Below are 24,348 nucleotides of genomic sequence, written 5' to 3'. Positions count from 1 at the left end.
TTAAAAAAACAGAGGTCTCTTTTTCATTTCCACTTGGAAGTTTCTTACCGTGTTACCGCGAATTACTCTAAACATCACCGGTCTTTTGACACCTGCCTCCTCTACCCAAGAAGAGAAATCGCTACGCTTGCGCATTCTTTTATTGTCCACAGCAACAATGATATCTCCACTGCGTAATCCCGCTTTGTATGCAGGCGTATCAGGGAATACACTGTCCACCACAACAGAAAAAGTCCCACTCTTTTTACTTATTTGCATACGACTTACACGAATCCCCAAGAATGGGCGTGTGGGTATGGGAATATTTTTTCTTTGACGTAGTGTAGGAAGAATGTGCAGTAACCTTTTTGTCGTAGTAAAAAAACCTACTCCCGAAGATTGGCCGCTTTTCGCGTAGTGACTCACCCTATTCACCACCCCCACAAAATTTCCATAAATATCAACAACAGCTCCTCCGGAATTCGCATGATCTACCTTGGCATCTAGCTGAGAAGAATAACCGCGATAGCGTTTAGTGCCACTTACAATACCACTGTTGATTGTATGGTACTTTGATGACTTACTTTTGGCAATGACAACTGCCCAGTCGCCTAGTTGTGGATCGTGTTTTCGCATAATGATTTGCGGTAGTCTCTTGTTGATTCGCAACAAAGCAATATCATCTAACTTGCTGTAAGCTATTAACTTTGCAGGGTATTCTGCGCCGTCGACAAAAACGCGAATGCTTTTTGTCTTTCCCGCAATATTGTAGTATGACGTCACAATTTCTCCACGTGCAGAAATCATAATTCCCGAAACTTTTCCCTTGGGGCGTTTGGATACTTCAATGGTTTCTTGTAAAAATTTTTTCCAGTGGCGACGGTGAATACTGGGTAAACTTTCAAAGTCTTGTAAGAAAAAACTTGGTGGCGGTAACGGAATATCTTTGGTTCTTTTTACCTCTATGCGAACGAGATAAGGTGCTATTTTTTTTGCTGCTTTTGAAAAAGCTTTCTGTAGCGCAAAAAACTCTTCCTGGTTTTGCCCAAAAACAACAGGGATGAAAAGAATTATAAATACAATACGCATGTTTACCTTTCCAAAATACAGTAGAATTTTCAAATTATTGTTCTCTGTGACTACCAGTAGATGTCGTCGTTTGCCACTAAGTGTAAAATTTTCCCGAGGGAATGTATTTTACACATTTGCGATATTTAGGTACAATTATATTATGTAATATTTGCAATAAGATCTATAAATAAAAATCATTTGGGAGGTTTTATGAAAAATTTTGTTGCACTTGTAATGGCGTTGATTATTTGTAGCAGTGTGTGGTGTGAAAACGCAACAATTGCTACTGCTGCGAAAAGCTTAGAATTTAGCGGCACATGGAGTATTGACGGAAGAAGTGACGAAACACAAATTTTGTCCGAAGGAAACCTACTAAAATCCTACAACGGAAGTCAGTATTTTCCTCTTGGAACTAAACAGCATGTTGCTGATGCCAAGAACTTTGTCAACATCATTGCTTATGCAGAGTGTGGCTACGCATTACCGTATGGTTATGATTATGCAACACATGCAATTGAAGAAGTTCAACCAGGTTATATCCTACAAAAGAGCGCTCCAGAGCCTCATACCATGATTGCTGTTGCGGTGAATGGTGAAGAAGTGAAGGTTCTACACAGTAACTGGGCCGCACACCATCGTGTATCTTACAATACTTTTACCAAGAGTTGGCTTGCAGAGAACGGCTTTCAAGTTTTCAAACCAGGTCAAGATGAAGTAAAAGACGTAATTATCATAGAAGACAAAAATCCTCAAGGACGCGTTCTTGGTTCATGGAGAGTACAAGTAACAGGTACCGTTCCTTACCATCGTATCAGCCAAGGAACCATTATAAGTCATAGTGGTCCTGGTGGACAAGTTCGCGTAAACGAAACCCGCACAGTTTCCAATACATTCCGTACAGAAGCTGGTGTAGATGCAAAAGTTATTTCTGCAAAGGTTGGCTTTGAAGTTACCGCGTCTTTTTCACGCTCTCTACAGTATTGGAGAGATGTAAGTCCTGGAAAATACGGTTACGTTGATTTGTATTACAAATATATGTTGAAAAATTTCAACGTATACTATGATCCACTTATTGGAAGCGAATACTTCGTCGCAAGTGGAAAAGCCTATAAATGGCAAGCTGTAGAATTCCAATACCGCGAATTCGACAACTAAATATCGTGAAGCTTGCAGTTTTTTCGTTAACTGCAAGCTTTGTTTTACTGTAGTGTCTTCTTCGCTTTTTCAATTTGTTTGCCAATTTGACCCGTTAGTATACATACAAACATTACCCAATCCGCCAAGAAAGATTTAAACGGATATGTAAATGTAGCAGGTCTGTTATGCTCAACAAAAAAATGTCCAATCCACGCAAAAGCATATCCTGAAACCAACGCTCCAAGAACAAAGTATGCGTTGCGATAATAAATCGCAGCACCGATAAAAACTAAAGCGATTAAAGAGCCAAAGAAATGCAAAAATCTATTTGTTGGATCCGAATGTTCTAGCAAGTAAAAAGGCCAAAATTCGCCAAAGGTCTTGTATTGTTTTTCCGCCATTTATTGCCTTTCTGTTTTATATTTAGCAGAATTTCAAACTGTTTTTGCTATAATAACAATTTATCGAAAAATATTCTAGAGTGTTTCCAAATAGCCAACAGTGGTGTATAATAGAGGCATATTTGCCTTAAAATTTTTAGCACCCCAAAACCATGTATCAGGAAATTGCTATGGACGAAAGAAATATCAAAAAAATGTGGGAAGAAGCGGTGGATAAATCCGCAAATAAAAGCGTTCGCGATACCTACAGAGGAAAAACCCATCCATATTTTGCTGAAAAGAAATTGAGTTTAAATATGCCGGTTTTTAAAATCAATCGCAACACGAAAGAAGGAAATACTTACCCATATTCACAAAGAACCATACAAGATCCCGGCGTACGCGATTCCCAAGAAGAAATTTTACAAACACTTGATGATACTTCATTACCCTCTCCTAAAGAGCATGTAAAACAAACTCCTACTTCACAAAGAAATAGCTCTGATTTAGACACGATGGACCTAAAAGAAATTCTTATTGATAGCGAAAATGTTTCTGATTACAAGAGCGATATTCCTCCGGCATTTTCTACGTATGAAATCGAACATGAACTCGCCCGTGGTGGTATGGGAGTTGTGTACAATGCGCGACAAAATAGCCTGAAACGTAGTGTCGCGATTAAACAAATTTTACCTGATTCATGGACTCCTTCAGTACAAGAAAAGTTTATTGCCGAAGCTACAGTTACCGCTTATTTAAACCATCCAAATATACCCGCGGTTTATGATCTTGGTCAAGGAGAAGATGGCGATGTACTCATGGCCATGCAACTCGTTGACGGCTTGTCCTGGGTGTACATACTCTATCCGGAGACCTTCAAGCACCAACTTGTTGCCGAAAAGTATTCAGAAGAAGATCATTTACACATCCTTCTGCGTATATGTAGCGCAATTGCTTTTGCCCACAACAAGGGAATCGTCCACAATGATCTTAAACCTGAAAATATCATGATTGGCGAATTTCATGAAGTATACATAATGGATTGGGGAATTGCGGTAGATATATGGGAAGATCGCGAAGAGCAACTGCCTATTGTCAGTAAAAATATGGTCAAACGTCCAATGGGAACACCTAGCTACATGCCTCCAGAACTAGCCAAGGGAAATGGAGAAAAAATAGGCCCATGGACAGATGTGTATCTTCTCGGTGGTTTGTTATACGAAATAATTGAGCGTCAGCCTCCACGAACCGGAGATACAACGCTTGAGGTGCTTGACCATGCCGTCAAAGGAAGAACACCACAATTTAGTGAACATATTCCAAGTGAATTAAAAAACATTTGTTTAAAGGCATTAGAAAAGAATACAGAGAATCGCTATCAAAATGTTCACGAGTTTCAAGAAGATATTGAACATTACTTGAGACACCGTCAAAGTTTAATGATCGCCGACAATAGCAATCGCATTCTACAACATTGCCTTGGAAATCTAAAAAATCGTAGTTACGATGAAGAAGACAACATACGTTGCTACGACAACCTTGCCAAATCGGTGGCAGGATTCGAGCAAGCGCTTCTTTTGTGGAAAGATAATCAAAAAGCACTTGAAGGAAAACAACGTGCTCACATCGAATATGCACAAATTGCACTTAAAAACGGAGACATATTGCTTGCCGAAGCACAATTTGTAGAGCTCAATAGCTCTCTAAAAGAAGCGCAACAGCTAAGTGTACAAATTCAAGAGGCCAAAAAGAGACGCGATCGCGCCCAGAAAATGACGAAACGGCTTCGCTGGGGTATTATCACAGCTATCGTAATTATCATTTGTGGACTGTTTACCGTCTTGCTATCGATCCAAGAAAAACAACAAAAAATGGCATTACAATACGCTTCTCTTTACACTTCATCACTCACAGAGTTCAGAAGTGCTTACTCATCTAAAATTGTCAGTAAAATGAAAGAGTTAGGCGTTGAAGTAACACACGACTATCACGATAAGGAAAATGCCATTCCTTTCCCCGCGACTTTTAGCATCGAGTTAGCAGAGCAAATTAGTCGCAACAAAAACGGAATAAAAGCGCGATTGTATAGCAACTATCCTTTTGCGTGGCGTAAAAATGGAGGGCCTCGCGATGAATTTCAAAAAACAGCATTGCAAGAAGCGCACAAAGATAGTAGTAAGCCATTTTTTCGTGTAGAAAAATACAACAACGTCCCCTCACTTCGTTACGGAAAACCCGTAATAATGAAACAGAGTTGTGTTTATTGCCATAACAACAGTGACCATAGTCCGAAGAAAAATTGGAAAGTGGGCGATGTAAGAGGTATACAGGAGGTTATAATCCCTTTAGGTTCCACAATCGAAGAAGCCAAAAAATTGGTACTACGCATATTTTTACCCATTACCATACTTGCTCTTTTGATGATTTTTGTTATGGGAGTAATCATATCGCGAAAATTCCCCGGAAGTAAAATCTAATCTTTTTATACAGCGAAACGGAATTTTGCTATGCGAGACATTTTAAAAAATTGCACGCGTTTTTTAACAGGACATATCCGACAAACGCCACAACAAATCTTAACAGAAATATCAACCGTAATGGACCCGGACACAGTGGCAGACGTTTATGGAACCGGTGAGCTCATAAAGAGTTTCGAAAGAGATATTGCTCGTTTATTAGGAAAGAAGTCCGCTGTCTTTATGCCCAGTGGCACCATGGCACAACAAATAGCTTTGCGCATTTGGGCACAACGCAAAAACATCAACAACTTTGCTTTTCATCCCAAAAGTCACTTAGAGCTACACGAACACAAAGGCTATCAATATCTGCATCAATTAAATGGTGTATATGTTGGTGAAGCCAACCGTCTGTTTGCGTTTAGCGACTTGCGCAATTTGAGTATTCCCATTTCCACACTGCTCATCGAATTGCCGCAACGCGAACTCGGGGGTTTACTACCTTCATGGCAAGAGTTACAAAATATTTGCCTGTGGGCAAAAAATAAAGGCATTGCTTTACATCTCGATGGTGCGCGATTATGGGAATGTAAACCATTCTACGAGAAAGATTATGACGAGATATGCGCCGTCTTTGATACGGTGTATGTATCTTTTTACAAGGGCATCGGTGGAATTTGTGGAGCGGTATTGGCGGGAGAACCAAACATCATTGCCGAAGCAAAAATATGGAAACGTCGTCATGGTGGAGATCTGGTACATCTCTACCCATATATTCTTTCGGCGAAACATTGTTTTACAAAACGCTTGGCGATGATGGAAGACTATCATCAAAAGGCCACGGAAGTTGCCCACATCCTACGTGAAATACCAGGAATACATGTTACTCCGGAAGAACCCATGACCAATATGATGCATGTGTATATCGAAGGGGACAAAGAATTACTGGAAAATCGCGCATTACAAATTGCCCAAAAAACAAAAATATGGATGTTCAACAAACTTGCAGCAAGCCCGATTCCCGATTATCATAAATTCGAACTTTCTGTCGGTGACGCGACATTACAGTTAGAGAATACAGAAATCTTCGATATTTTTATGCGCTTAGTGCAATAAAAAAAGCTCCTGATGATAACATCAGGAGCTTTTTATTTTAGTGGATACTAAACTTAGTATCTATTCTTTGCTGCCACTTCAGCCACAGTCCGCCAAAACAACTTTAACTGCCGCATTTTTAGGGCCACCTACCGCAGTAACACGGCAAGTATTGTTTTTTGCCTTCACATCGTAAGCAACTTGATACGCTTCGAAGTTTAAAGCCTCGCCATTGTAAATTTGTTTACCATTGACCGTAAACTCTGCTTTGGTGAACGACTCATGGATACCACGCCAACTCAATTGCACTGTCGCCAACAACTCACTGTCTGCCGCAAAAGAAAAGCTATCAACTGTCAAGTTACCTTCTGCGTCGGTATGTCCATCTATCTCAAATTCCCAAAAGTTATTTTCTGCCATACGCAAAAAATTCTTTTCAATGTGCAATAACTTTTTACCAAGAGCATTGTTATTTTGTATCGCACCTATAAGTTGATCACGGTGGTACAGTGTGTCACCTACTTGCAACATAAAATCTCGTGGCATTTGTTCATAAGCACAGACAACCAGCTGTACAAATTCACTTTTGCTTAGTTCGCTAAACTTTACACTACCACTTTCATTCTTTGTATACGCTACATAACTTATAAATTCACCACTGGTGGTGTTCTTAGCAAAAATACTATTTTTGATAGTCGTAAAGGGAAGTCGATAGCGGTCAACTTTATCTCCCAATATTTCTTTGCTGTTTGCCGTAGCATAACGAATTGCGTGTGGATCATTTTCTGCCAAACGCTTTACAAGAATTTGATAGTCACATACATTGTGATTTCTCTGTTGCAGTAATTTGTGTAGTGACTCAAAATCACGTTGTGACTTTTGTGTATACAATTGATCTGCAGATGCAGAGACAAGAAAAGCAATGATAAAAATAAATAATTTTCTCACAACCATCCCCATTAAACTAGATAAAAAAGTAATTTAGGGCCATTTTGCAGCGAATATTTACGCTGCAAATTTCAATTATTTTATCAAATATACGGCAAAATAACAGTTTATTTTTTATCCACAGCTGTAGATATTTTTTCCTCTAATTCTTCTAAACTAAAAGGTTTTGATAAAATAGCACTGATGCCACAAGCCTCAATATCCAGATCGATGGCGTAACCACTGCACAAAAGGATTGGCACATCAACGCGAATTTTTTTGAGTTCGCGTGCCAATTTGTCTCCTTTCATTTGTGGCATGGTGTAATCGGTAATTACAAGGCAAAAAAGTTGAGGATTCTCGCGAAATGCCTTTAGAGCTTCTTCGCCATTTTTAGCTGTTGTTACCGTATAACCTAAATCCACCAACAATATTTCCAAGGTAGTCAAAACCACTTCGTTGTCGTCAACAATCAATATATTGGGATTTGTAGCACTTGGCAAAGAGGTTTGGGTGTTTGGCAAAGTATTGTGTTGTTGTTCCGCAATAGGCAAATACACAAAAACCGTTGTACCAGAGCCCACCTTACTGCAAATTTCGATACACCCCTCGTGCTTTTCTATAATACTTAGGGCCACAGGTAATCCAAGTCCTGTACCGTGCGGCTGCTTGGTGGTGTAAAAGGGTTCGAAAATATGCTCAAAGATATTTGTTGGTATACCACAGCCATTGTCTTCAATGGCTATACGTAAAAAATGGTTATGTATTGTTTTGCCTTGGTGGTCCACCAGATCTTTTTCACCAACGTCTTCTGCATGAATGTGCAACTTGCCGCTTTCTTCAAGTGCTTGATATGCGTTATTGCATAGGTCAAATAACATCTGGTGGATTTGCAGTTCATCGACGAAAACATCGGGCAAACTTTCTGGAAAAGAACATTGTAGTGAAATAGACTTTTCCATCTTCGGACGTAACTCTTTTAACATATCGCCCACAATATTTTCTACGCTACATGGTTCACACTTCGCAGGCGTTTTTGTACTCAAAAGCAACATCTGGTTCACGAGCTGTTTGGCTTTCTCGGCACTTTTCAATACAGTTTCGAGGTTGTGCGCTTCTTCACTTTGTGCATCAAGTTTTTGGTGTACATTACGCGTTAAACCAAGAATAGGCACTAACAAGTTGTTAAAGTCGTGGGCAATACCCGCAGCAAGAGTCCCTACCGCTTTTAGTTTTTGAGCGTGGTGAACTTGTAACTCTAATTGTCGTTGTCGTTCCGCATTGCGACGCTTTTCCACAGCTCGATCAATTACCATTGCCAGTAAATCAACAAATGCACTGCTACTATCTTTTACAATGTAGTCTACCGCTCCTGCTTTTAACGCCGCCACCGCAATTTTTTCATTCCCTGTACCAGTTACCATAATCGTGGGATGTTTTGCCGCCACTTTCTCTACGATTTTTAGTCCACTTATTTCAGGAATATGCTGGTCTACCAACAGTACATCGTAACTACCTTCACTCACCATAGAGAGAGCTTTGGTTCCCTCAAAAGCAATTTCCACAATGTAATTCATTCGTTGTAATTGCTTTTGAATTAATCTTGCTAAACCCACATCGTCTTCTACAAGTAAAACATTTGCCTTATTCAAACTTGTCATTTCTAAACCTCATCTGTGTTGGGCGAAATGAAAAAAGAAAATGTCGAACCTTTCCCTAGTTGCGAACGACAATATATTTCTCCCCCATGACGACGTACCAAAGAACGAACATATGCAAGTCCCATTCCCTCTCCAGGAACGTCTTGTGGACCGCAACGTTGAAAAGTGTCGAATATTTTTCCTTGGTCCTCTTCACTAATTCCTCGTCCGTTGTCTTCAACAAAAAAAAGTGTACGATTGTTTTCTTTCTTACTACCAATTTTTACAATTCCTTGGCGTGTTGTATCTAAATAAATAATGGCATTGGTTAAAATGTTGTCAAAAATTTGTTGCATGGCAATTTCGTCAACAACCACACATGGCAAAGAATCAATCATAACCTGTACATTTTTTTGTTCAATTTGAAACGCAAGAGATTTCAGAGAACTTTGTACCACAGTATTTACATCTATTGTCTCAAAACACAGCTCTTTTCGCCCTAAACGAGAAAGTTTAAGTACCGCTTGGGTCAAATTATTGATCTTTACAACAGATGTTTCAATAAAATCAAGGGATTCTGGTATATCTTCACTAAAAATTTTTTGCAATTTTTTTTGATGCTCTACAGAGCAATGTTTTTTTACAGTATGAATAATTTCGCGCAAATCATCAATGCAGTAGCGCAGTTCTCCTGCAAAACCTTTTATATTAATAAGAGGCGTCTGTAAATCATGAGAAACGATGTATACGAAAGTTTTTATTTCTTTGTTGGCGATCTCCAAGTTTTGCGTTCGTTCTCGAATTCGTTCTTCCAATAGTTCTTTGTACTTCCATAATTCTTGTTGTGCAATATCGCGTTCTTCAATTTGTCGCTGTAGTAACTCGTTTGTCTTCGTGAGCTCCGCTGTTCGTTGCTGGACACATTTTTCCAAATCTTCATTGGTACGCATTAAATTTTGTTCGGTATTGCGTAACGCAGAAATAAGTAACGCTGTTAGAGATATAATAAAAGTGAATGTTTCCAAAAGCAATAAAGACTCAGGAACAAATCCTTTACTAAAAGGACCATTGTGATTTATCGTGCCCCACACCGCGAATGACACGATGACAATCACCGAGAGAACCGCCCCAACTTCTTTAAAACGAAATACTCCCCATAAAACAGGAGGAATGGATAAATACGCTAAAAAATACTGCTGAAATTCTACGGGAAACCGCCCCAAAAAAATAGCACCGCCTACGAAAAAAAGGCATACAAAAAACGCCATAATTTCAATGATTTTCGTAGTATGAATGAACGTACTTTTCCACTTCGTTTCACTCAGGCAAATCATAAGCGGCGCAACTGTCGCAGCTCCCCCCACATCCCCGAGAAACCACGTCAACCACAATTCAAAGAATATTCGCCATTCTGCGATCGCGAATATACATAAGCTCGTCACACCAATCGTTGCGCTCAACATCGGTGCAAATAGTGCCCCTATGACAAAAAAACATCTCACACCACGCGTAGTGTGAAGCGGATTAGAATTACCGATGAATAGGCGTAGTCCTTGAATCGCCACAACGGCTTCGAAAGTATTTCCCAAAGCGATGAAAAATGCCACAATACTAGAAGTTCCCAGAGCATAGTTTCCCGTAAGGAAGGTCTCAAGGTTAATAGTAAAAGCGCCCAGAAATACCGCAGGCCAAATACGAGTACCAAAAATATACAAGGCCGCAATCGCGAATCCAGTTGGTGGCCAAACAGACGAGACACTACTGTGAACAAATGCCAACGATAGACCAAATTTAGCTGTAAGATAGTATGCAACTGTAATACTAATAAAAGCTAGGGAGAACGGTATTTTTTGATGTTTGCTCATCATATATATTTCAACTGTAAAAGATTTTTTTGTTTATTTTATTCTACAAAAAAAACTTCAAAATAAAAGCAAATTATACCCAAGGCAAAACATGGTGAACATTGAAGTTTTTTTTACGTTTTCATGAATAATCACAATGATTTCTCTCTTTAGTATAAGGAAAACTATGAAAACACCTCAACAAGAGGACGAATAATTTTTGCAAACGACGTCGTCTTCATTGTATGAACAATTTTATTTAGAATGGAGGAACGATGTCTTTATACGAATTACCTGTGATAGAACTCAGTGGTACGTATCGCGAAATGGGAGAAGCGATTGGTGAGGGTTTTCGCGAAGAAATTATTTCACTTTGCGAAGGCCATTACCAGTGGACACAGACAATCCTTGCCCAAGCCGGGCGCGATTACAGTGATCATCAATTGACAGAAACTATTTATGAATGCATCGCACACATGAAAAGTTTCAGCCCGGAAAGTTACGACGAATTTTATGGTATCGCACGTGCCGCAAATATCTCTCTGGAATATTTGTTCTTGTCGCACATGACAGATATTATCGATGTTTTGGTATTTGGTGGGACATGGAATCGCTATGGCTGCTCTAGCGTTATCGTCTGTGGTGACCGTACCGCAACAAACAACATACTACTCGGGCAAACTTGGGACTGGTTAACTGTTGATATGCCATTTTTTTGTTTAATGCATCGCAAACCACAACACGGCATAGAAAATTGGAGCTTGGGGCTTTTCTGTAGTTATTCCATGGGAATCAACGTAGAAGGTGTTGTTGTGGGTACGACCAATCTTCTCACTTGGGATGCCGCTCCTGGTGTACCGCGCTCTGCGATTGTGCAACGTGCCTTGAATTCAACAACGGCAGATAGCGCGTTAAAAAGCATTGTAAATTCACAAAAGGCAAGCGCGCACTATCACTACCTCGGTGACACCAAAGGAATTGGTTATGGAGTAGAATCTTCGGTACGTCATACCGTGATCTCTGAGCACCATCAAGGTTTTTACGTACACTGTAATCATGCTTTAAATGCCGAGATAAAAAAATATGAAAATACCTCTCCCGACGCATCCACACTATTTCGTCAACAGCGTTTGACACAACTTTTACAAACAAATAGTGAGATTACGGTGTCAGACCTAAAAAACTATTTTAGCGATTGTGAAGGAGGGGAACTCGGCATTCGTCAAGATAACACGCTTGGAATTTATAGTACAGATGCTTGTGCGATATTCTCTCCACAAACAGGAGAGTTTTATGCCTGTCGTGGACAGGCAGATAAGGGCTTGTGGCGACATATCAAAATGTAGTAAGAACAATTCTAACGTTCGCTGTAGATTTCAGAAATCAAATGTAATTTTGATATGTCGAGTTGCTGTTTTCGTGCCATTTTTTGCAACGCTACTACCGGTTGATGTTGTATTTTTTTGATAATACCATTGGCCAACTTTTCTAAATTTTGATATTCTTCGGCAGAAACCTTATTGGAAAACTTTTCCAATTCTTTGTCGCGAATATCTTCAAAATAACGAATCACCGCTTTAATTGTAGGAGTTACATTGAGTGAACGTCGCCATTTCAAGTAGTTGTCGGCATAGTAATCGATAATGGACTGCGCTTCTGGAATTTGACCTTTGCGTTTCTCGATGTTATTGGTAATGACATTTCTCAAATCATCAATATTGTATAAAAATATATCCTGGCTCAGGTCTTTTATTCCAGGATTAATATTGCGTGGTGTACTAATATCGACCATGAGCAGTGGTCCACTACGCAATTTTAGTATTTTTTTCGTCTCTTCATACCCCACCAAATAAGTTGGCGAATTTGTCGCAGTAACCACAACATTTACTTCGCTAAGTGCCATGGGAATTTGGTCCAGAGAAATGACCTTCCCCCCAAATTTTTCTGCTAAAATCTCTGACTTTTCACGTGTACGGTTCGCGATGATAAACTGTTTGGCTCCAAGACTGGCAAAATGTTTTGCCACAAGCTCTGAAGTCTCTCCTGCACCAATGAGCAATATACGGTGTTTTTCAAAACTACGAAATATCTTACGTGCCAACTCAACAGCAGCTAAACCAATAGAAACAGCTCCCTGACACAGTGTAGTTTGCGTACGCACAGCTTTTCCAGCAACTATAGCCTGCTCAAAAAGTTTGTTGAGTAGCGGAAACTTATAGCCACTAGACAGTAACAAGTTATAACTTTCTTTGACTTGGCCGAGTATCTGATCCTCTCCAAGAATGAGACTCTCCAATCCACTTGATACCGCAAATAAGTGTTCTACCGCTTTTTGGTTATATAGTATATTTGGTTTAGGAGCTTGATAGGGAAAAGAAAACTGTTTATTATAGCGGTACTGCCACGACAACCAGCACATCAGCGCCTCAGGTTTACTTGCCACAAGATAAAATTCTGTGCGATTGCAAGTTGACACCACCGCAATTTCTCTTACATTATCATTGTTTTTGCCAACGGCCTTGGTAAAAGAAATTATCTTGTCCGAAGTAAGTGAGATTTTATCGCGAAATTCAACAGGAGTATTTTTATGATCATAGCCGACAAGGACAATTTGTTCGTTTTCCATTACACAAACCTATGAAAAGTATTCAAAAAGAATTCAAGAACCGCCACTAAAACAAATAGCATGACAAACAACCACACGGAAAGTATATTGGTGTGAAGACCGTGTACGCCACTTTTTTTGGTAGACCACCAGATTGTGGCATAAGCACATAAGGCAATGTCGGTGATCCACACTTTAGGATCGGCAAGCCCGAAATGGTTGAATAATTTATACGCCCAAAAATGTCCCAACATAATACCCAATCCTAAAAGAACAATACCGCATATCGTAGCGTTTTGTCTCATCGAATCTAAAGTTTCTAAATCGGGAAGCCCTTCGTACAGGATACCAAATTGTCTATTGCGAATCTGCCGCGCCAGGACACAATACATCAGAGCATACAAAGTCGCGATGGCCAAAGCCGATAAACCGAGAAGCGTAAAACTAGTATGCACGCCAAACAGAGGATTTGCCAAGAGTTCATTTGTCGTTTTCTCACCGCGAAATAACAGAGTAGATATTGTTTGACATAAAGTCACAATGGTTAAGAAGAAAACACCCGTAGTATATTCGCGCTTTAGTCTTTCGGTTACGTAGTAGATGATGGCGATATCAAAAGCTAACATAGATAAAGACTCAAACGAACTTTCAATAGGAAATCGTTGGAGGTGCCATCCCTTGCTGATGAGAAAAACTAAATGCAATAATACCCCGCAAAGTAGTAGAATGGATGCAAACTTTGCGTTACGCGTTTTTTTATATATAAAGTAGCGGCCGTATAAAACTGTCGAAATCCCGTATATGACCGGAAGTAAAATGTTTAGCGTTATCACCAGTTTTAACATAAAAATTCCTTACGAATGTATGAGTGGCCAAAATTTCCAAATAATGATTACTTGAACAATGAACACAATCCAAAAAGTGACAACAAAAGACACCTTGACTGTTTTATGACGGAAAAAACGCCGACTTACAAATGCCATAGGCGTACCACCAATAAATGCAAAAAAGTGTAAGGTGTTCTCTGGGATTCTCATACCGCCTTTTTGTGCTTTGGCAACACGTTTGTCGTAACCATACAATAGAAATACACTGATGTTTACTGCGACAAAGTAAGCGATTGTCCAATGAATATTCACATACTTATGTAAAATATACATCACAACAGCCACAATTGCCAAACCGCTCACGGAAAAAAAGACGAACGGTGACGTTTGTTTCCCTCCGGGCTTCACCTTGACGGCTTCCGCACCTTTTTCTCCATATTTAATGCCAAAAGATACTTTTTGTCCTGGTTCTAGAACTTCGTTGCCTTTGACATTTTTGATATGCACAAATATATCGTCGTCATGGTCGTCGGTACGTATAAATCCAAAACCTTTTTTCTCATCAAACTTTACAATTACACCGTTCATATTCTACTCCTAGAAATAGGCATAATCTAACCTATCTACCATAAAAATGGTAGCATTTTTTGTAAGTTTTTGCCAAGATAGTTGATATATCATCATATATGTAGTTAAATTTAGGGAACGACCTTACTACTATATTTATTTCCATGTCGTTTTGAGCAAAAACATAAACAGCAATACTATAATTCCATAAACAGGAGTTCTCCATGAATTTAAAGAATCACATGAGTAAAATACTCATTTTTATTACCCTCTTAGCTTGTAGCTGTAACTCTGTAGCCTCCGTCAAGTGGGTGCAAAGAGTCGGGGGAGAAAAACGCAAAAAAGTATGGATTCCCACATGCTCCAAATGCGGTCATGTCGTAAACTATCGTGCGCGACAATGCTCGAACCCTAAAGACCGTACTTTACTGGTGTGGAACGACAAGGATTTGTATTTTGAATTTCCCGATAATCCACAAAGTGATTACACAAGCGAACAACTAGAGGTTTTAGATCCTCGCGAACAAAGCGATGAAGTCATCGTCACCAACGAAGAAGAAGATGCCGTACCTGAAAACTCAGAGAGTACCGACGACGAGGCAACGCAACAACCAGGGACTGCTGCTGATTTTGATGACCTAGACTGGGAAGAAGACGACTGGGAAGAAGACGACTGGTCTGACGACGAGGAAGACGAAGATTCTAGCGAAGACGAAGATTCTAGCGAAGACGAAGATTACAATGAAGACGACGAAGACTACGGTGAAGAAGACACGTTAGAAGAGTCGCCAGAAACCGATGAGACAGAAGACTCACTAAGAGATGATAGTTTTAGCGAATGGGAAGACAGTGAAGAAATCGACAAATTTTTAGAAGAGGATCCACAAGAAACGACTTCTGAAGAGGAAGTTTCAGAATCTAACGAAGAGACCTCTGAAGAGTCTAACAGCGATGACGGTTTCGGAGACTGGGACAATGAAGAGGGAAGTTCCGACTCTGACACGGAAAAGACAAACGAAGAAAAAAAGGAAAATCCCGAAGATTCGAGCGATGAAGACTCTAGTGATGATGCTTGGGGAGACGATGGTTTCGGCGATTGGAGCGACGGAGATTCCTAATGCCAAACGCACTCAATATTTCGCAACTGAAAAAATCATACGGTAGTCTCGAAGCATTGAAAGGGATTAGCTTTTGTGTGCAACAAGGAGATTTTTTTGCCCTACTTGGACCTAACGGTGCAGGAAAATCGACTACCATAGGTATTATATCCAGTCTCGTCAATAAAAGCAGTGGTAGTGTTGAAATTTTTGGTTATGACATACAACGTCAAAAAAACATCGCTAAAAAGCACATAGGGCTAGTTCCTCAAGAATTTAACTTCAGCATCTTTGAACAAGTAATGCAAATAGTGGTAAACCAAGCAGGTTACTACGGTATTCCTCGTAAAGTGGCAGTGCCGCGCGCAGAAGAATTGCTAAACAAGCTAGGGCTGTGGGAAAAGCGCTCTTCTGTTGCGCGTACACTTTCAGGCGGGATGAAACGCAAACTAATGATCGTACGTGCTTTATTACACAATCCACAACTTCTTATTCTTGATGAGCCCACCGCCGGAGTAGATGTAGAAACGCGTCGTGAGATGTGGGATTTTTTAACACAACTGAATACCCAGGGTACGACAATTATCTTGACAACCCACTATCTAGAAGAGGCAGAACAATTGTGTAAAAATATCGCCATTATTGATCATGGAGAAATCATTCAAAATACCTCTATGAAAAAATTGCTCGCACAGTTAGACCACGAGAGCTTTATCATCGACACGCGCGACGAAATCAATGAATTACAAGAAGTAGAAGGGTATTCTTTACAGAAAATCGACAACAATACCATTCGTTTGGATTTGCACAAAGATCAAAATCTCAATAACGTAATTGCAAAACTCAGCGAACAAGATATTCAAATAAAGAGTATGCGGAACAAGGCCAATCGCTTAGAAGAATTATTTATCAGGTTGACAAAAAAATGAATGCCCACGAACAATTTATCGCCTTTTACACCATTCTGCGCAAAGAAATTGCCCGTTTTATGCGTATCTGGACACAAACTTTGCTCCCCGCAGTGATTAGCATCACACTTTATTTTATTATCTTTGGCGCTTTTATCGGCTCACAAATTAAACCCATTAAAGGTTTTAGTTACATGCAATTTGTCGTGCCCGGTTTTATCATGATGGCCGTAATTCAAAACACCTATGGCAATGTGGTTTCCTCTTTCTTTGGAACGAAATTTCAAAAATCGGTAGAAGAATTGCTGGTTTCCCCCACCCCTTCGTATGTCATTATTCTCGGTTATTGCTGCGGCGGTATGTTGCGTGGACTACTCATTGCATTTCTCGTTACCGCAACATCGCTGATTTTTGAGCCGCTGACAATTTTTCATCCCCTAACAACTGTGGTCTTTGTGATACTCACTGCATTTTTATTTTCATTGATAGGTTTAACCAACGCCATTTTTGCACAAAAGTTCGACGATATAAACATTATCCCCACTTTTGTGTTAACTCCTCTCATTTACCTTGGTGGTGTTTTTTACTCCATAGAACTCCTACCTAATTTTTGGCAAAAGGTGTCTCTATTTAACCCCGTTTTATATATGGTAAATGGCTTTCGTTACGGATTTCTCGGGGTTTCAGATATTGAAGTATGGTTTGCTTTGACGATGTTAGTTGTTTTTATTGTGATATTTTTTGTTATCAATTTAATTTTTATTACCCGTGGGGTTGGTCTGAAGAGTTAAGTATGAGATATCTAATTTTTACCATTGTTTTTTTACTACCTGTGATTTGTGATACAAATATAAAAGAAGCAGAACTGCTAGAGAATGCCGCCGCAAACTACACGCGAATGGCAGAAAACCACATCGCGATGGCACGTGTTCTAGAAAAACGTCCTCGTAAAGCGGCTGTTGCACAACAACACCGTAAACAAGCGATGAAATTCTTACAGCGTGCGCAGGAAAACTTAGACAAAGCCATTGTTCTACGTACCGGAATATTAAAAAAAATTCAAGAAAATTTGGTCAAACTCGATGCCCAAAAACGCAATAGCGTACGCATTGCTTCGTGGAACATTCAAAATTTTGGCGAAAGTAAGACCAATAAAATTGTTCCCTACAAAAACAAAGAATACACGATACCTGAAGTTGTGGCGGATATCATATACTCCGCAAAGTTTGATGTCATTGCCATTCAGGAAGTAGAAGGAGATAACCTCGAGTCAGTTGAGCGCGTTGTCGAAGTGTTAAATATGCGTGTTGGTGAAGAAGCATACCGTTTAACATATCCCGAAAAAATGGGTGTGAGTAGCAATACCGCAGAATTTCTACCCATTGTCTACGACAATCGTTATGTAAGACTGAAAACCCAAGGTATGTTGCGTGACTTAGAAATGCAAAGACCTCCACACTACGCACTATTTGAACTACGCGACAACAAGTTTAAAAGTCCACAAACGAAAAAAAATATCTTTGACTTTTGTTTAGTGTCCGTACACCTTGCCCCCAAAGCTTCTGGAGACAAAGATATTCCACGACGCAATGATTTTAAAAACGTCCCAAAAATTTTCCGTTTTCTCAATAAAAAATTCGCAATAGAAGACATTATCGTTGCCGGAGATTTTAACTGTGATCCCAATAGACGGGGTATTGATGGAGAACTATGGGCGCAAATTCGCAAAAAGAAAATAGTTGTTCACCCAATTACCTTACGCGGAAAACAAGAAATCGCCACGAAAACGATGACATATGGTCAAAGAGTTAACGACAATATGATTTGGATGGGAAATAGCGAAGAGGATTGGGCACAGACGAAGGAAGTCTATGAGTATGACAAATTGCACTTCCAACGTGATGGAAAGGTCGACACCACATCGGCGCGCGTCATCTCAGATCACCTTCCTGTCTGGGGAAAATTTTATGCGACTCGAGATAGTCGCTAATCTATATAAATAGAGGTTGTTATGGACACAAAATTAACTCCGCTTGAAATGCCACAGCTATTAAAAAAAGTAGCAAATGGCGAAACGATAGAAAATTGTCACATCGCTGTTTTTGATTTACGAGAACACCAAGTCGCCGCAGACATTGATATCAAAAACAGTATTATTGGTCAAATCATATTGACAGGCTGTGAAGTACAGCACAAGTTAAGCCTGGAAAATGTAACGGTAGAAAATGTACTGAACGCGGGACGCGACATTCGCGAACGCGATGTAAACCCCGCAAAATTTCACAGTGCTGTGATTTTCAAAAACTGCAAATTTAAAGATCGTGCGATCTTTGGCCACTGCGAATTCAAAACATTGATGTCATGTCAAGATTGTGTATTCTACGAAGACGCTGTTTTCGATAAGGCGCAGTTTCAAGAGCAAGCGTATTTTTGGGGATCACAATTTAAACACAAGGTATCTTTCAACCACGCCTCATTTACCATAGAAGCACATTTTGATAAATGCGACTTTCGCGATAGTGTTCAATTCGAGCACGCGCATTTCAAAGGTCAAGATGCTTCTTTCAATTACATAACAACACAACTCAACATAAATTTTTCCCACATCAAATGCGATTGTTTTTTTGCTTGCCGCAAATCGACAATAGATGGTGAGTTAAATTTTAAAGACGCAGATTTTCACGGTGAAGTGGATTTCCAAGACAGTGAATTGCGTGGCAAAAGCATTTTTGAGAATGCCCAATTTCACCAAAGAACAAATTTTTCCTACGTACAGTTTATGAACGCCGCTTTTTTTTATGGGTGTTCTTTTGCACAGGTTACCTTCTTAAACGCGCAATTTCACGGAGAGGTACTTTTCAATTTAGACTCACACACACGACGTAGTTTAGACAACAACGATGAAATCCGAGCCGCGCAATTTCATGACCATAGCGATTTCACCAATGTACGTTTCCACAAGCGCGCGATTTTCGAACAAGTACTCTTTGACAAACAAAGCCACTTTGCCAGCTGTTTTTTCGGTGAACAAGCAAATTTTATAGGTATTACGGTAAAAGATTACATTTGCTTTGACAGTGTATATTGTAATCAAGAGTTTTCCGCAGTAAATGCCCAGCTAAAAACCATTACTTTCAACTATGCAAATATCAATAGACGTTTAGACCTAAGCGATGCCACTTTAGAACAATTGTCATTTTACAAAGCCGCCGTCGATTTAATCGTCATCGAAAAAGAACAAATGCGACGTAAACTCATTCACGAAGATCCACAGCAGCCATCGTACGATAAGTGCGCCGAAGAATATCTTCTTTTAAAAGAAAGTTTTTTTCAACGCGGTTTACACGACGAGGAAGATTGGGCGTATTTTAAATTCCGCCAAGCAAAACGCAAATATCGCACAAAGAAAAATTTGCAACAGTTTTCTGAAGCTTCTTTTGTACGCAAATTATTTTATTTGAGTAAGTTGCCACTTTCTCTATTCGAAAGAATTCTGATTGATCGCGCCACAGGCTACGGTACGCGTCCACTAAATATCACCATAGTGGCGATTAGTTTTATTTTATTTTTCGGTGCCATTTATAGCTCTTTCCCCGATACATTGGTGAAGCCACCTTCCATGCCATTTGGTTTTGCCCAAGCAGTGTATTTTAGTTTCGCAACATTTACCACAATGGGATTTGGAGACATACAGCCGCGACTGGATACGATCATGCCTTATGTCGTGAGTACAGAAGCTTTTTTAGGTTTGTTTATCATGACCTTGTTTGTCGGTACTTACACACGCAAAATCATTCGCTAATTTTATTAGTGCGGGTTCTCTGGAACTACAAAACTACCATCGGAGTGTCATCCCTGACTTGATCAGGGATCCAGGCGCTTTGAAGTCGACTTCATATTGTGGATTCCTGCTTGCGCAGGAATGACACCTTGTAGTAGTTCCGTCTCAATAAAACTGAAGTTTACTTCAGAAAACGGTCATTCCTGACTTGATCAGGAATCCACGTATCATAAATCAACTTTATTGTGGAATCGACAAAGATAGTTGTTGGAAGATGTTGGATTTGAAAAACGGATGTCCATCGGTATTGGAGAGAACGGGCGGACACTAGGTCCGCCCCTACAACGCACCGTGTAAAAATAGATATATTATATGCGTCGTGCTGTTACGTGTTATTTCTTTCTTTTGCGTTTTTGTTTTTTACTTTTCTTTCCGACCGTATGATTTGGCTTGAATCTGTGGCCACTGTCTTTGCTTTCTTTGCTATCGGCCTTGCGTATTTGAACTTCCTTGTCATCTAAATAGACTGTTGTCGAAGTCAACTCATGGGCTTCATGTGGTGGCACTTCAAAAAATGAAAAGCTTTTGCTAATATCTATCTCACCAATCGGAATACGCCTTTTTCCCGATATATCATTTACTAAACTAATGATGTCTTGTGGGCGTACATTGTTTTTACGTCCGACATTGATGAACAGACGCTGAAATTTTGTACTATGCTTTTCTTTGTTTTTCGAACGCTGTTTGTTTTTATTCTGATCTTTTGAACGATATGGTACATTTAGATCACGCTCGTTTTTGTAGTAGTCGAGCAACATATTAAATTCTAGCGCCACAAAATGTTTGATCACTTCTTCAGGAGTAAATGCTTCTAATTTTTCGTAGACCTTATTCATAAATGGTGCTATTTGCTCTTCGTTTACCTCTACATTTTTTACACGCTCGATAAGATGAAAAAATTGCCTTTCGCAAATCTCGTGTCCGTTGGGAACTTGACGGCGTTCAAACTGTTTGTGAATGCTCCGCTCAATGCGCTTAATTTTCTCGATTTCTCTACGCGATACAATGGCGATAGAAACACCTTTTTTACCGGCACGCCCTGTACGTCCACTACGATGAGTGTAAGTCTCTAGGTCATCTGGCAAATTATAACTAATAATATGCGTTAAATTTTCCACATCAAGTCCACGCGCAACCACATCAGTAGCCACGAGCATTTGCAAATTTTTCTTGCGAAATTTCCCCATGACAAATTCGCGTTGTTCTTGCGATAAATCGCCATGTAGAGCGTCAGCATTGTAGCCATCTTTGATCAGTTTTTCAGCGATCAGTTTGGTTTCTGCTCGTGTACGACAAAAAATAATTCCGTAGATATCCGGGTGTATATCTGCGATTCTTTTCAATGCCTCGTAACGATCTTGTCCACGCACCACATAGTAAGCATGGTCAACAGTCTCAGCACCTGTATTTTTCTTGCCAACAGTAACCTCGTAAGGGTCGTGAATATAAGTCTCGGCAATCTGAATCACTTGCTTCGGCATTGTAGCGGAGAATAATAAAATATTTTTCGTTGTCGGTGTATGTTGTAGTATGGCATCTAGCTCTTCTTTGAAACCCATATTGAGCATCTCATCGGCTTCGTCAAGTACCACTGTTTTTATATTTGTTAAATCCACTTTTTTACGGCGAATAATATCATTCATACGCCCAGGCGTTGCCACAACAATTTGCACACCTTTTTTAATCTTGTTGATTTGTGGATCAATTTTTGCTCCCCCATAGACTGTTACAATAGCCACATTCTTTTTGTATTTACAAAAAAGCTCTAAGTCTTTGGCAATCTGTAAACACAATTCTCGAGTAGGGGACAAAATTAATGCTTGCGGTATTTTTTCACGATGTATTTTTTGAATAATGGGTAATCCAAAAGCGGCTGTTTTTCCCGTACCTGTTTGCGCCAAACCAATAAAATCGCGATGATTTTCTAAAAGAAATGGTATCGCTTTTTGCTGAATTTGCGTCGGAGTCTGAAATCCTATTTGTTCAATGGCTTGTAATAATTCAGAGGAGAGTCCAAATTCACTAAACGTTGTCACAATCTAACCTCTTTTTTATGTGATAATTTTTTGATTTCTAATTTATATACGACGCATTATGACAAAGTTTGCTGGTTTTTTATAGTTAATCTTTGCAGAATAAGAAATATTTTTTTGTGTACGGTACTCTTTTTTTCTTAAGAGCAAGCTTTTCTCTGTATTTCTTTACATAAAAAAAACGGTACTTTATCAAAAATAAAATACCGTTTTTATCCCAGTTAGCTTGTTTGTCTGTTTAGAATCTTGTACCAACAGTGAATGCTAAGTTAGAACTGTACCCTTTATCAATGAATAAGAAGTATGCACCATAATCAAGACCGACAAACAACATTTTTGTCAACATAAAATCGAAACCAACCCCTCCGGTGATCGCGGCGTACATATTTCCTTGACCTGCTGGAAAGTTAGAGTCGTTTAACTGCTGCGCTTGTGGAACTTGTCCACCAATATTACCATCTGAATCACTAATGAATACCTGCATAGCTGCTCCACCACGTACATAAGGTTGAAAACGACGTAATGCAGATCCTTCTTGCCATACGTTGTCTAAACGATACTTAAAGTTTAAGTCTACTGTAAGTGTCGTTAAACGTACTTCTTGATTTAGCAAATCAACACCTAAAGCATCACTTGTCACAACATTTTTGGTATCCTTGGACTTGGAAAACGCAATGCCAATGGTCCCAAGTAGTGAACTAGTTTCAAAATCGGCAAGTTTTAGATCAAGTGCTCCACCGATGACCCATCCCCATCCATTTTGAAAAGGATCGTAAGTAATACCCATTTTCAAATAAAACGCGTTACCGCGTAAAAAACCTGATTCTGCACGTGAATCAAATAGATCTTCGGACGTATTTTCTTGTGCCGAAGAAAGCTCTGCAATAATTTCTTCATATGTCGCTGGGGCTTTACCACTTTGCTGCGAAGGAATTGTTCGGCTGCTACCACTCATTAAACTATCGATCGTTTGTTGTTGCTGTTTTACTGTATTTTGTAGTTGTTGAATCTGTTCTTTCATTGCTCTAATTTCAGACAATAAATCGTCACTGGCAAAACTTAAGCCCATTACACAAATCATCAATACAATTATCTTTACTTTCATCCTTTTCCCCTTACTTAGAACAATGTAAATCTCTTATGCAAAATTAAAAGTTTAATCGCATGCTTTTATCCTATTATTAGGTAAAAAAACACAGAAGTGCTATTCTAGCACTTTCCATGTTAATACTTAATTATTAGCAGCGAAAACCACCCTGGTGATGGTCTTCTGTATACGATATCCACTCAATCAACCCAAAACCGTAGAGTAAACGTATACAAATTAAGTATAAATTCTTTGAGATAAGAATTACATTACATGCTATCTCATTTATGTGGAATATACAATTTATAATGAGGATAGAATATAATCGCATGCATATATCCTATTTTTGCCAAGTATATATTTACTTACTTTGTTTTGCAACAAAAAAATTTTTTAATTGATAATTTTTTCATAAAGGCCATTGCTATAATCCTTATTTTTATAGAAGTTCACAATAGATTCGATCGTTGTATTTTCTAGCATTTTTTGGTGTTCGGCCCTAATCTTTTTCCATTGATTGTGTAGAGCACATGGATGTTTTTCTGAGCAACGGTTCTGTCCCATAATACAATGAGGTTGCTGCTGAAGATTTTCAATAGGTTCAATAACTTCAGCAAGAGTAATATCGCTGGCATCTCTTGCCAAACGAACCCCACCACCAAAACCTTTTTGCGACGTGAGTATCTGATTTTGTACTAATATTTTCAAAGTTTTGGTCAAGTAGTTTTGCGGAGAACCTATTTTCTTAGCTATATTCACAGCCCCACTATATGTGTCGGGTGGCAACTTAGCAAGTTCAACTAGTGCTCGTATTAAGTATACACTGGTTTTGGATAGCATAATGTTCACCTATA

General features: G+C 39.3%; 20 protein-coding genes. 9 read left to right on the top strand and 11 right to left on the bottom strand.

What is annotated here, in order from left to right:
* Complete coding sequence (locus tag UABAM_RS01845) at positions 1-1,068, bottom strand: S1C family serine protease (protein WP_151966289.1); 1,068 nt, start codon at positions 1,066-1,068, stop codon at positions 1-3.
* Between the two features lie 192 nt (positions 1,069-1,260).
* On the opposite strand from UABAM_RS01845, the gene UABAM_RS01840 reads away from it, so the two are divergent.
* Entirely contained in the window at positions 1,261-2,205 is a 945-nt protein-coding gene (locus UABAM_RS01840) for a hypothetical protein (RefSeq protein WP_151966288.1), read from the top strand.
* Between the two features lie 44 nt (positions 2,206-2,249).
* Here UABAM_RS01840 and UABAM_RS01835 read toward each other — a convergent pair whose 3' ends face one another.
* On the bottom strand, positions 2,250-2,588 hold the full coding sequence (locus tag UABAM_RS01835) for a DUF962 domain-containing protein (RefSeq protein WP_151966287.1): 339 nt from the start codon (positions 2,586-2,588) through the stop codon (positions 2,250-2,252).
* Between the two features lie 170 nt (positions 2,589-2,758).
* Between UABAM_RS01835 and UABAM_RS01830 the strand changes: the two genes are divergently transcribed.
* Positions 2,759-5,044: a protein kinase domain-containing protein gene (locus UABAM_RS01830; protein ID WP_173013079.1), complete on the top strand. Its 2,286-nt coding sequence runs from the start codon at positions 2,759-2,761 to the stop codon at positions 5,042-5,044.
* Positions 5,045-5,074: 30 nt separating this feature from the next.
* Positions 5,075-6,139, top strand: a complete 1,065-nt coding sequence (locus tag UABAM_RS01825; protein WP_151966285.1) for a threonine aldolase family protein — start codon at positions 5,075-5,077, stop codon at positions 6,137-6,139.
* Positions 6,140-6,217: 78 nt separating this feature from the next.
* Here the strand turns inward: UABAM_RS01825 and UABAM_RS01820 are convergent, their stop codons facing one another.
* The 3 genes from UABAM_RS01820 to UABAM_RS01810 form a co-directional block, all read right to left on the bottom strand.
* Positions 6,218-7,066 (bottom strand): hypothetical protein, encoded by an 849-nt coding sequence (locus UABAM_RS01820; RefSeq protein ID WP_151966284.1) that lies wholly within the window; start codon positions 7,064-7,066, stop codon positions 6,218-6,220.
* Between the two features lie 107 nt (positions 7,067-7,173).
* Positions 7,174-8,706, bottom strand: a complete 1,533-nt coding sequence (locus tag UABAM_RS01815; RefSeq protein WP_151966283.1) for a hybrid sensor histidine kinase/response regulator — start codon at positions 8,704-8,706, stop codon at positions 7,174-7,176.
* Positions 8,707-8,708: 2 nt separating this feature from the next.
* Positions 8,709-10,553: an MASE1 domain-containing protein gene (locus UABAM_RS01810; RefSeq protein WP_151966282.1), complete on the bottom strand. Its 1,845-nt coding sequence runs from the start codon at positions 10,551-10,553 to the stop codon at positions 8,709-8,711.
* Between the two features lie 251 nt (positions 10,554-10,804).
* Between UABAM_RS01810 and UABAM_RS01805 the strand changes: the two genes are divergently transcribed.
* Positions 10,805-11,875 carry a C45 family autoproteolytic acyltransferase/hydolase gene (locus UABAM_RS01805; RefSeq protein ID WP_151966281.1) on the top strand — a complete coding sequence of 357 codons (1,071 nt, stop codon included), beginning with the start codon at positions 10,805-10,807 and terminating at the stop codon, positions 11,873-11,875.
* 11 nt (positions 11,876-11,886) lie between these two features.
* Here UABAM_RS01805 and hemA read toward each other — a convergent pair whose 3' ends face one another.
* From hemA to UABAM_RS01790, 3 genes are read right to left on the bottom strand one after another with little or no spacing between them, the layout of a single operon-like run.
* Positions 11,887-13,155 (bottom strand): glutamyl-tRNA reductase, encoded by a 1,269-nt coding sequence (gene hemA, locus UABAM_RS01800; RefSeq protein ID WP_151966280.1) that lies wholly within the window; start codon positions 13,153-13,155, stop codon positions 11,887-11,889.
* Positions 13,155-13,979, bottom strand: coding sequence for a cytochrome c biogenesis protein CcsA (gene ccsA / locus UABAM_RS01795; protein ID WP_151966279.1), 825 nt, complete (start codon positions 13,977-13,979; stop codon positions 13,155-13,157). Before ccsA ends, hemA begins: the two co-directional genes overlap by 1 nt.
* 9 nt (positions 13,980-13,988) lie before the next feature.
* Entirely contained in the window at positions 13,989-14,549 is a 561-nt protein-coding gene (locus UABAM_RS01790; RefSeq protein WP_151966278.1) for a DUF1294 domain-containing protein, read from the bottom strand.
* A 203-nt stretch (positions 14,550-14,752) separates the two neighbouring features.
* Between UABAM_RS01790 and UABAM_RS01785 the strand changes: the two genes are divergently transcribed.
* Genes UABAM_RS01785 through UABAM_RS01765 form a run of 5 tightly spaced genes read left to right on the top strand, consistent with a single transcriptional unit; the run spans position 14,753 to position 20,335 of the window.
* Positions 14,753-15,646 (top strand): hypothetical protein, encoded by an 894-nt coding sequence (locus UABAM_RS01785; RefSeq protein ID WP_151966277.1) that lies wholly within the window; start codon positions 14,753-14,755, stop codon positions 15,644-15,646.
* Positions 15,646-16,554 (top strand): ABC transporter ATP-binding protein, encoded by a 909-nt coding sequence (locus UABAM_RS01780; RefSeq protein ID WP_151966276.1) that lies wholly within the window; start codon positions 15,646-15,648, stop codon positions 16,552-16,554. The genes UABAM_RS01785 and UABAM_RS01780 overlap by 1 nt, the downstream gene beginning before the upstream one ends.
* Entirely contained in the window at positions 16,551-17,324 is a 774-nt protein-coding gene (locus UABAM_RS01775) for an ABC transporter permease (RefSeq protein WP_151966275.1), read from the top strand. Before UABAM_RS01780 ends, UABAM_RS01775 begins: the two co-directional genes overlap by 4 nt.
* A 2-nt stretch (positions 17,325-17,326) precedes the next feature.
* Complete coding sequence (locus UABAM_RS01770; RefSeq protein WP_173013078.1) at positions 17,327-18,523, top strand: exonuclease/endonuclease/phosphatase family protein; 1,197 nt, start codon at positions 17,327-17,329, stop codon at positions 18,521-18,523.
* A 21-nt stretch (positions 18,524-18,544) separates the two neighbouring features.
* On the top strand, positions 18,545-20,335 hold the full coding sequence (locus UABAM_RS01765; RefSeq protein ID WP_151966273.1) for a potassium channel family protein: 1,791 nt from the start codon (positions 18,545-18,547) through the stop codon (positions 20,333-20,335).
* A 371-nt stretch (positions 20,336-20,706) separates the two neighbouring features.
* Here UABAM_RS01765 and UABAM_RS01760 read toward each other — a convergent pair whose 3' ends face one another.
* The 3 genes from UABAM_RS01760 to UABAM_RS01750 form a co-directional block, all read right to left on the bottom strand.
* Positions 20,707-22,410, bottom strand: coding sequence for a DEAD/DEAH box helicase (locus UABAM_RS01760; RefSeq protein ID WP_151966272.1), 1,704 nt, complete (start codon positions 22,408-22,410; stop codon positions 20,707-20,709).
* A 235-nt stretch (positions 22,411-22,645) separates the two neighbouring features.
* Positions 22,646-23,512, bottom strand: a complete 867-nt coding sequence (locus UABAM_RS01755; protein WP_151966271.1) for an outer membrane beta-barrel protein — start codon at positions 23,510-23,512, stop codon at positions 22,646-22,648.
* Between the two features lie 375 nt (positions 23,513-23,887).
* Positions 23,888-24,334 (bottom strand): RrF2 family transcriptional regulator, encoded by a 447-nt coding sequence (locus UABAM_RS01750; RefSeq protein ID WP_151966270.1) that lies wholly within the window; start codon positions 24,332-24,334, stop codon positions 23,888-23,890.
* Between the last annotated feature and the right edge of the window lie 14 nt (positions 24,335-24,348).

This window comes from Candidatus Uabimicrobium amorphum, from assembly GCF_009002475.1.
Taxonomy (GTDB): domain Bacteria; phylum Planctomycetota; class Uabimicrobiia; order Uabimicrobiales; family Uabimicrobiaceae; genus Uabimicrobium; species Uabimicrobium amorphum.
The sequence above is the reverse complement of the archived record's forward strand: the minus strand, read 5'-3'. Positions and strand labels throughout refer to the sequence as shown.

What these genes read in the sequence shown, in the direction of transcription:
- UABAM_RS01845 (WP_151966289.1), bottom strand. Translation starts at nt 1,068, where the DNA reads ATGCGTATTGTATTTATAATTCTTTTCATCCCTGTTGTTTTTGGGCAA.
- UABAM_RS01840 (WP_151966288.1), top strand. Translation starts at nt 1,261, where the DNA reads ATGAAAAATTTTGTTGCACTTGTAATGGCGTTGATTATTTGTAGCAGT.
- UABAM_RS01835 (WP_151966287.1), bottom strand. Translation starts at nt 2,588, where the DNA reads ATGGCGGAAAAACAATACAAGACCTTTGGCGAATTTTGGCCTTTTTAC.
- UABAM_RS01830 (WP_173013079.1), top strand. Translation starts at nt 2,759, where the DNA reads ATGGACGAAAGAAATATCAAAAAAATGTGGGAAGAAGCGGTGGATAAA.
- UABAM_RS01825 (WP_151966285.1), top strand. Translation starts at nt 5,075, where the DNA reads ATGCGAGACATTTTAAAAAATTGCACGCGTTTTTTAACAGGACATATC.
- UABAM_RS01815 (WP_151966283.1), bottom strand. Translation starts at nt 8,706, where the DNA reads ATGACAAGTTTGAATAAGGCAAATGTTTTACTTGTAGAAGACGATGTG.
- UABAM_RS01810 (WP_151966282.1), bottom strand. Translation starts at nt 10,553, where the DNA reads ATGATGAGCAAACATCAAAAAATACCGTTCTCCCTAGCTTTTATTAGT.
- UABAM_RS01805 (WP_151966281.1), top strand. Translation starts at nt 10,805, where the DNA reads ATGTCTTTATACGAATTACCTGTGATAGAACTCAGTGGTACGTATCGC.
- hemA (WP_151966280.1), bottom strand. Translation starts at nt 13,155, where the DNA reads ATGGAAAACGAACAAATTGTCCTTGTCGGCTATGATCATAAAAATACT.
- ccsA (WP_151966279.1), bottom strand. Translation starts at nt 13,979, where the DNA reads ATGTTAAAACTGGTGATAACGCTAAACATTTTACTTCCGGTCATATAC.
- UABAM_RS01790 (WP_151966278.1), bottom strand. Translation starts at nt 14,549, where the DNA reads ATGAACGGTGTAATTGTAAAGTTTGATGAGAAAAAAGGTTTTGGATTT.
- UABAM_RS01785 (WP_151966277.1), top strand. Translation starts at nt 14,753, where the DNA reads ATGAATTTAAAGAATCACATGAGTAAAATACTCATTTTTATTACCCTC.
- UABAM_RS01780 (WP_151966276.1), top strand. Translation starts at nt 15,646, where the DNA reads ATGCCAAACGCACTCAATATTTCGCAACTGAAAAAATCATACGGTAGT.
- UABAM_RS01775 (WP_151966275.1), top strand. Translation starts at nt 16,551, where the DNA reads ATGAATGCCCACGAACAATTTATCGCCTTTTACACCATTCTGCGCAAA.
- UABAM_RS01770 (WP_173013078.1), top strand. Translation starts at nt 17,327, where the DNA reads ATGAGATATCTAATTTTTACCATTGTTTTTTTACTACCTGTGATTTGT.
- UABAM_RS01765 (WP_151966273.1), top strand. Translation starts at nt 18,545, where the DNA reads ATGGACACAAAATTAACTCCGCTTGAAATGCCACAGCTATTAAAAAAA.
- UABAM_RS01755 (WP_151966271.1), bottom strand. Translation starts at nt 23,512, where the DNA reads ATGAAAGTAAAGATAATTGTATTGATGATTTGTGTAATGGGCTTAAGT.
- UABAM_RS01750 (WP_151966270.1), bottom strand. Translation starts at nt 24,334, where the DNA reads ATGCTATCCAAAACCAGTGTATACTTAATACGAGCACTAGTTGAACTT.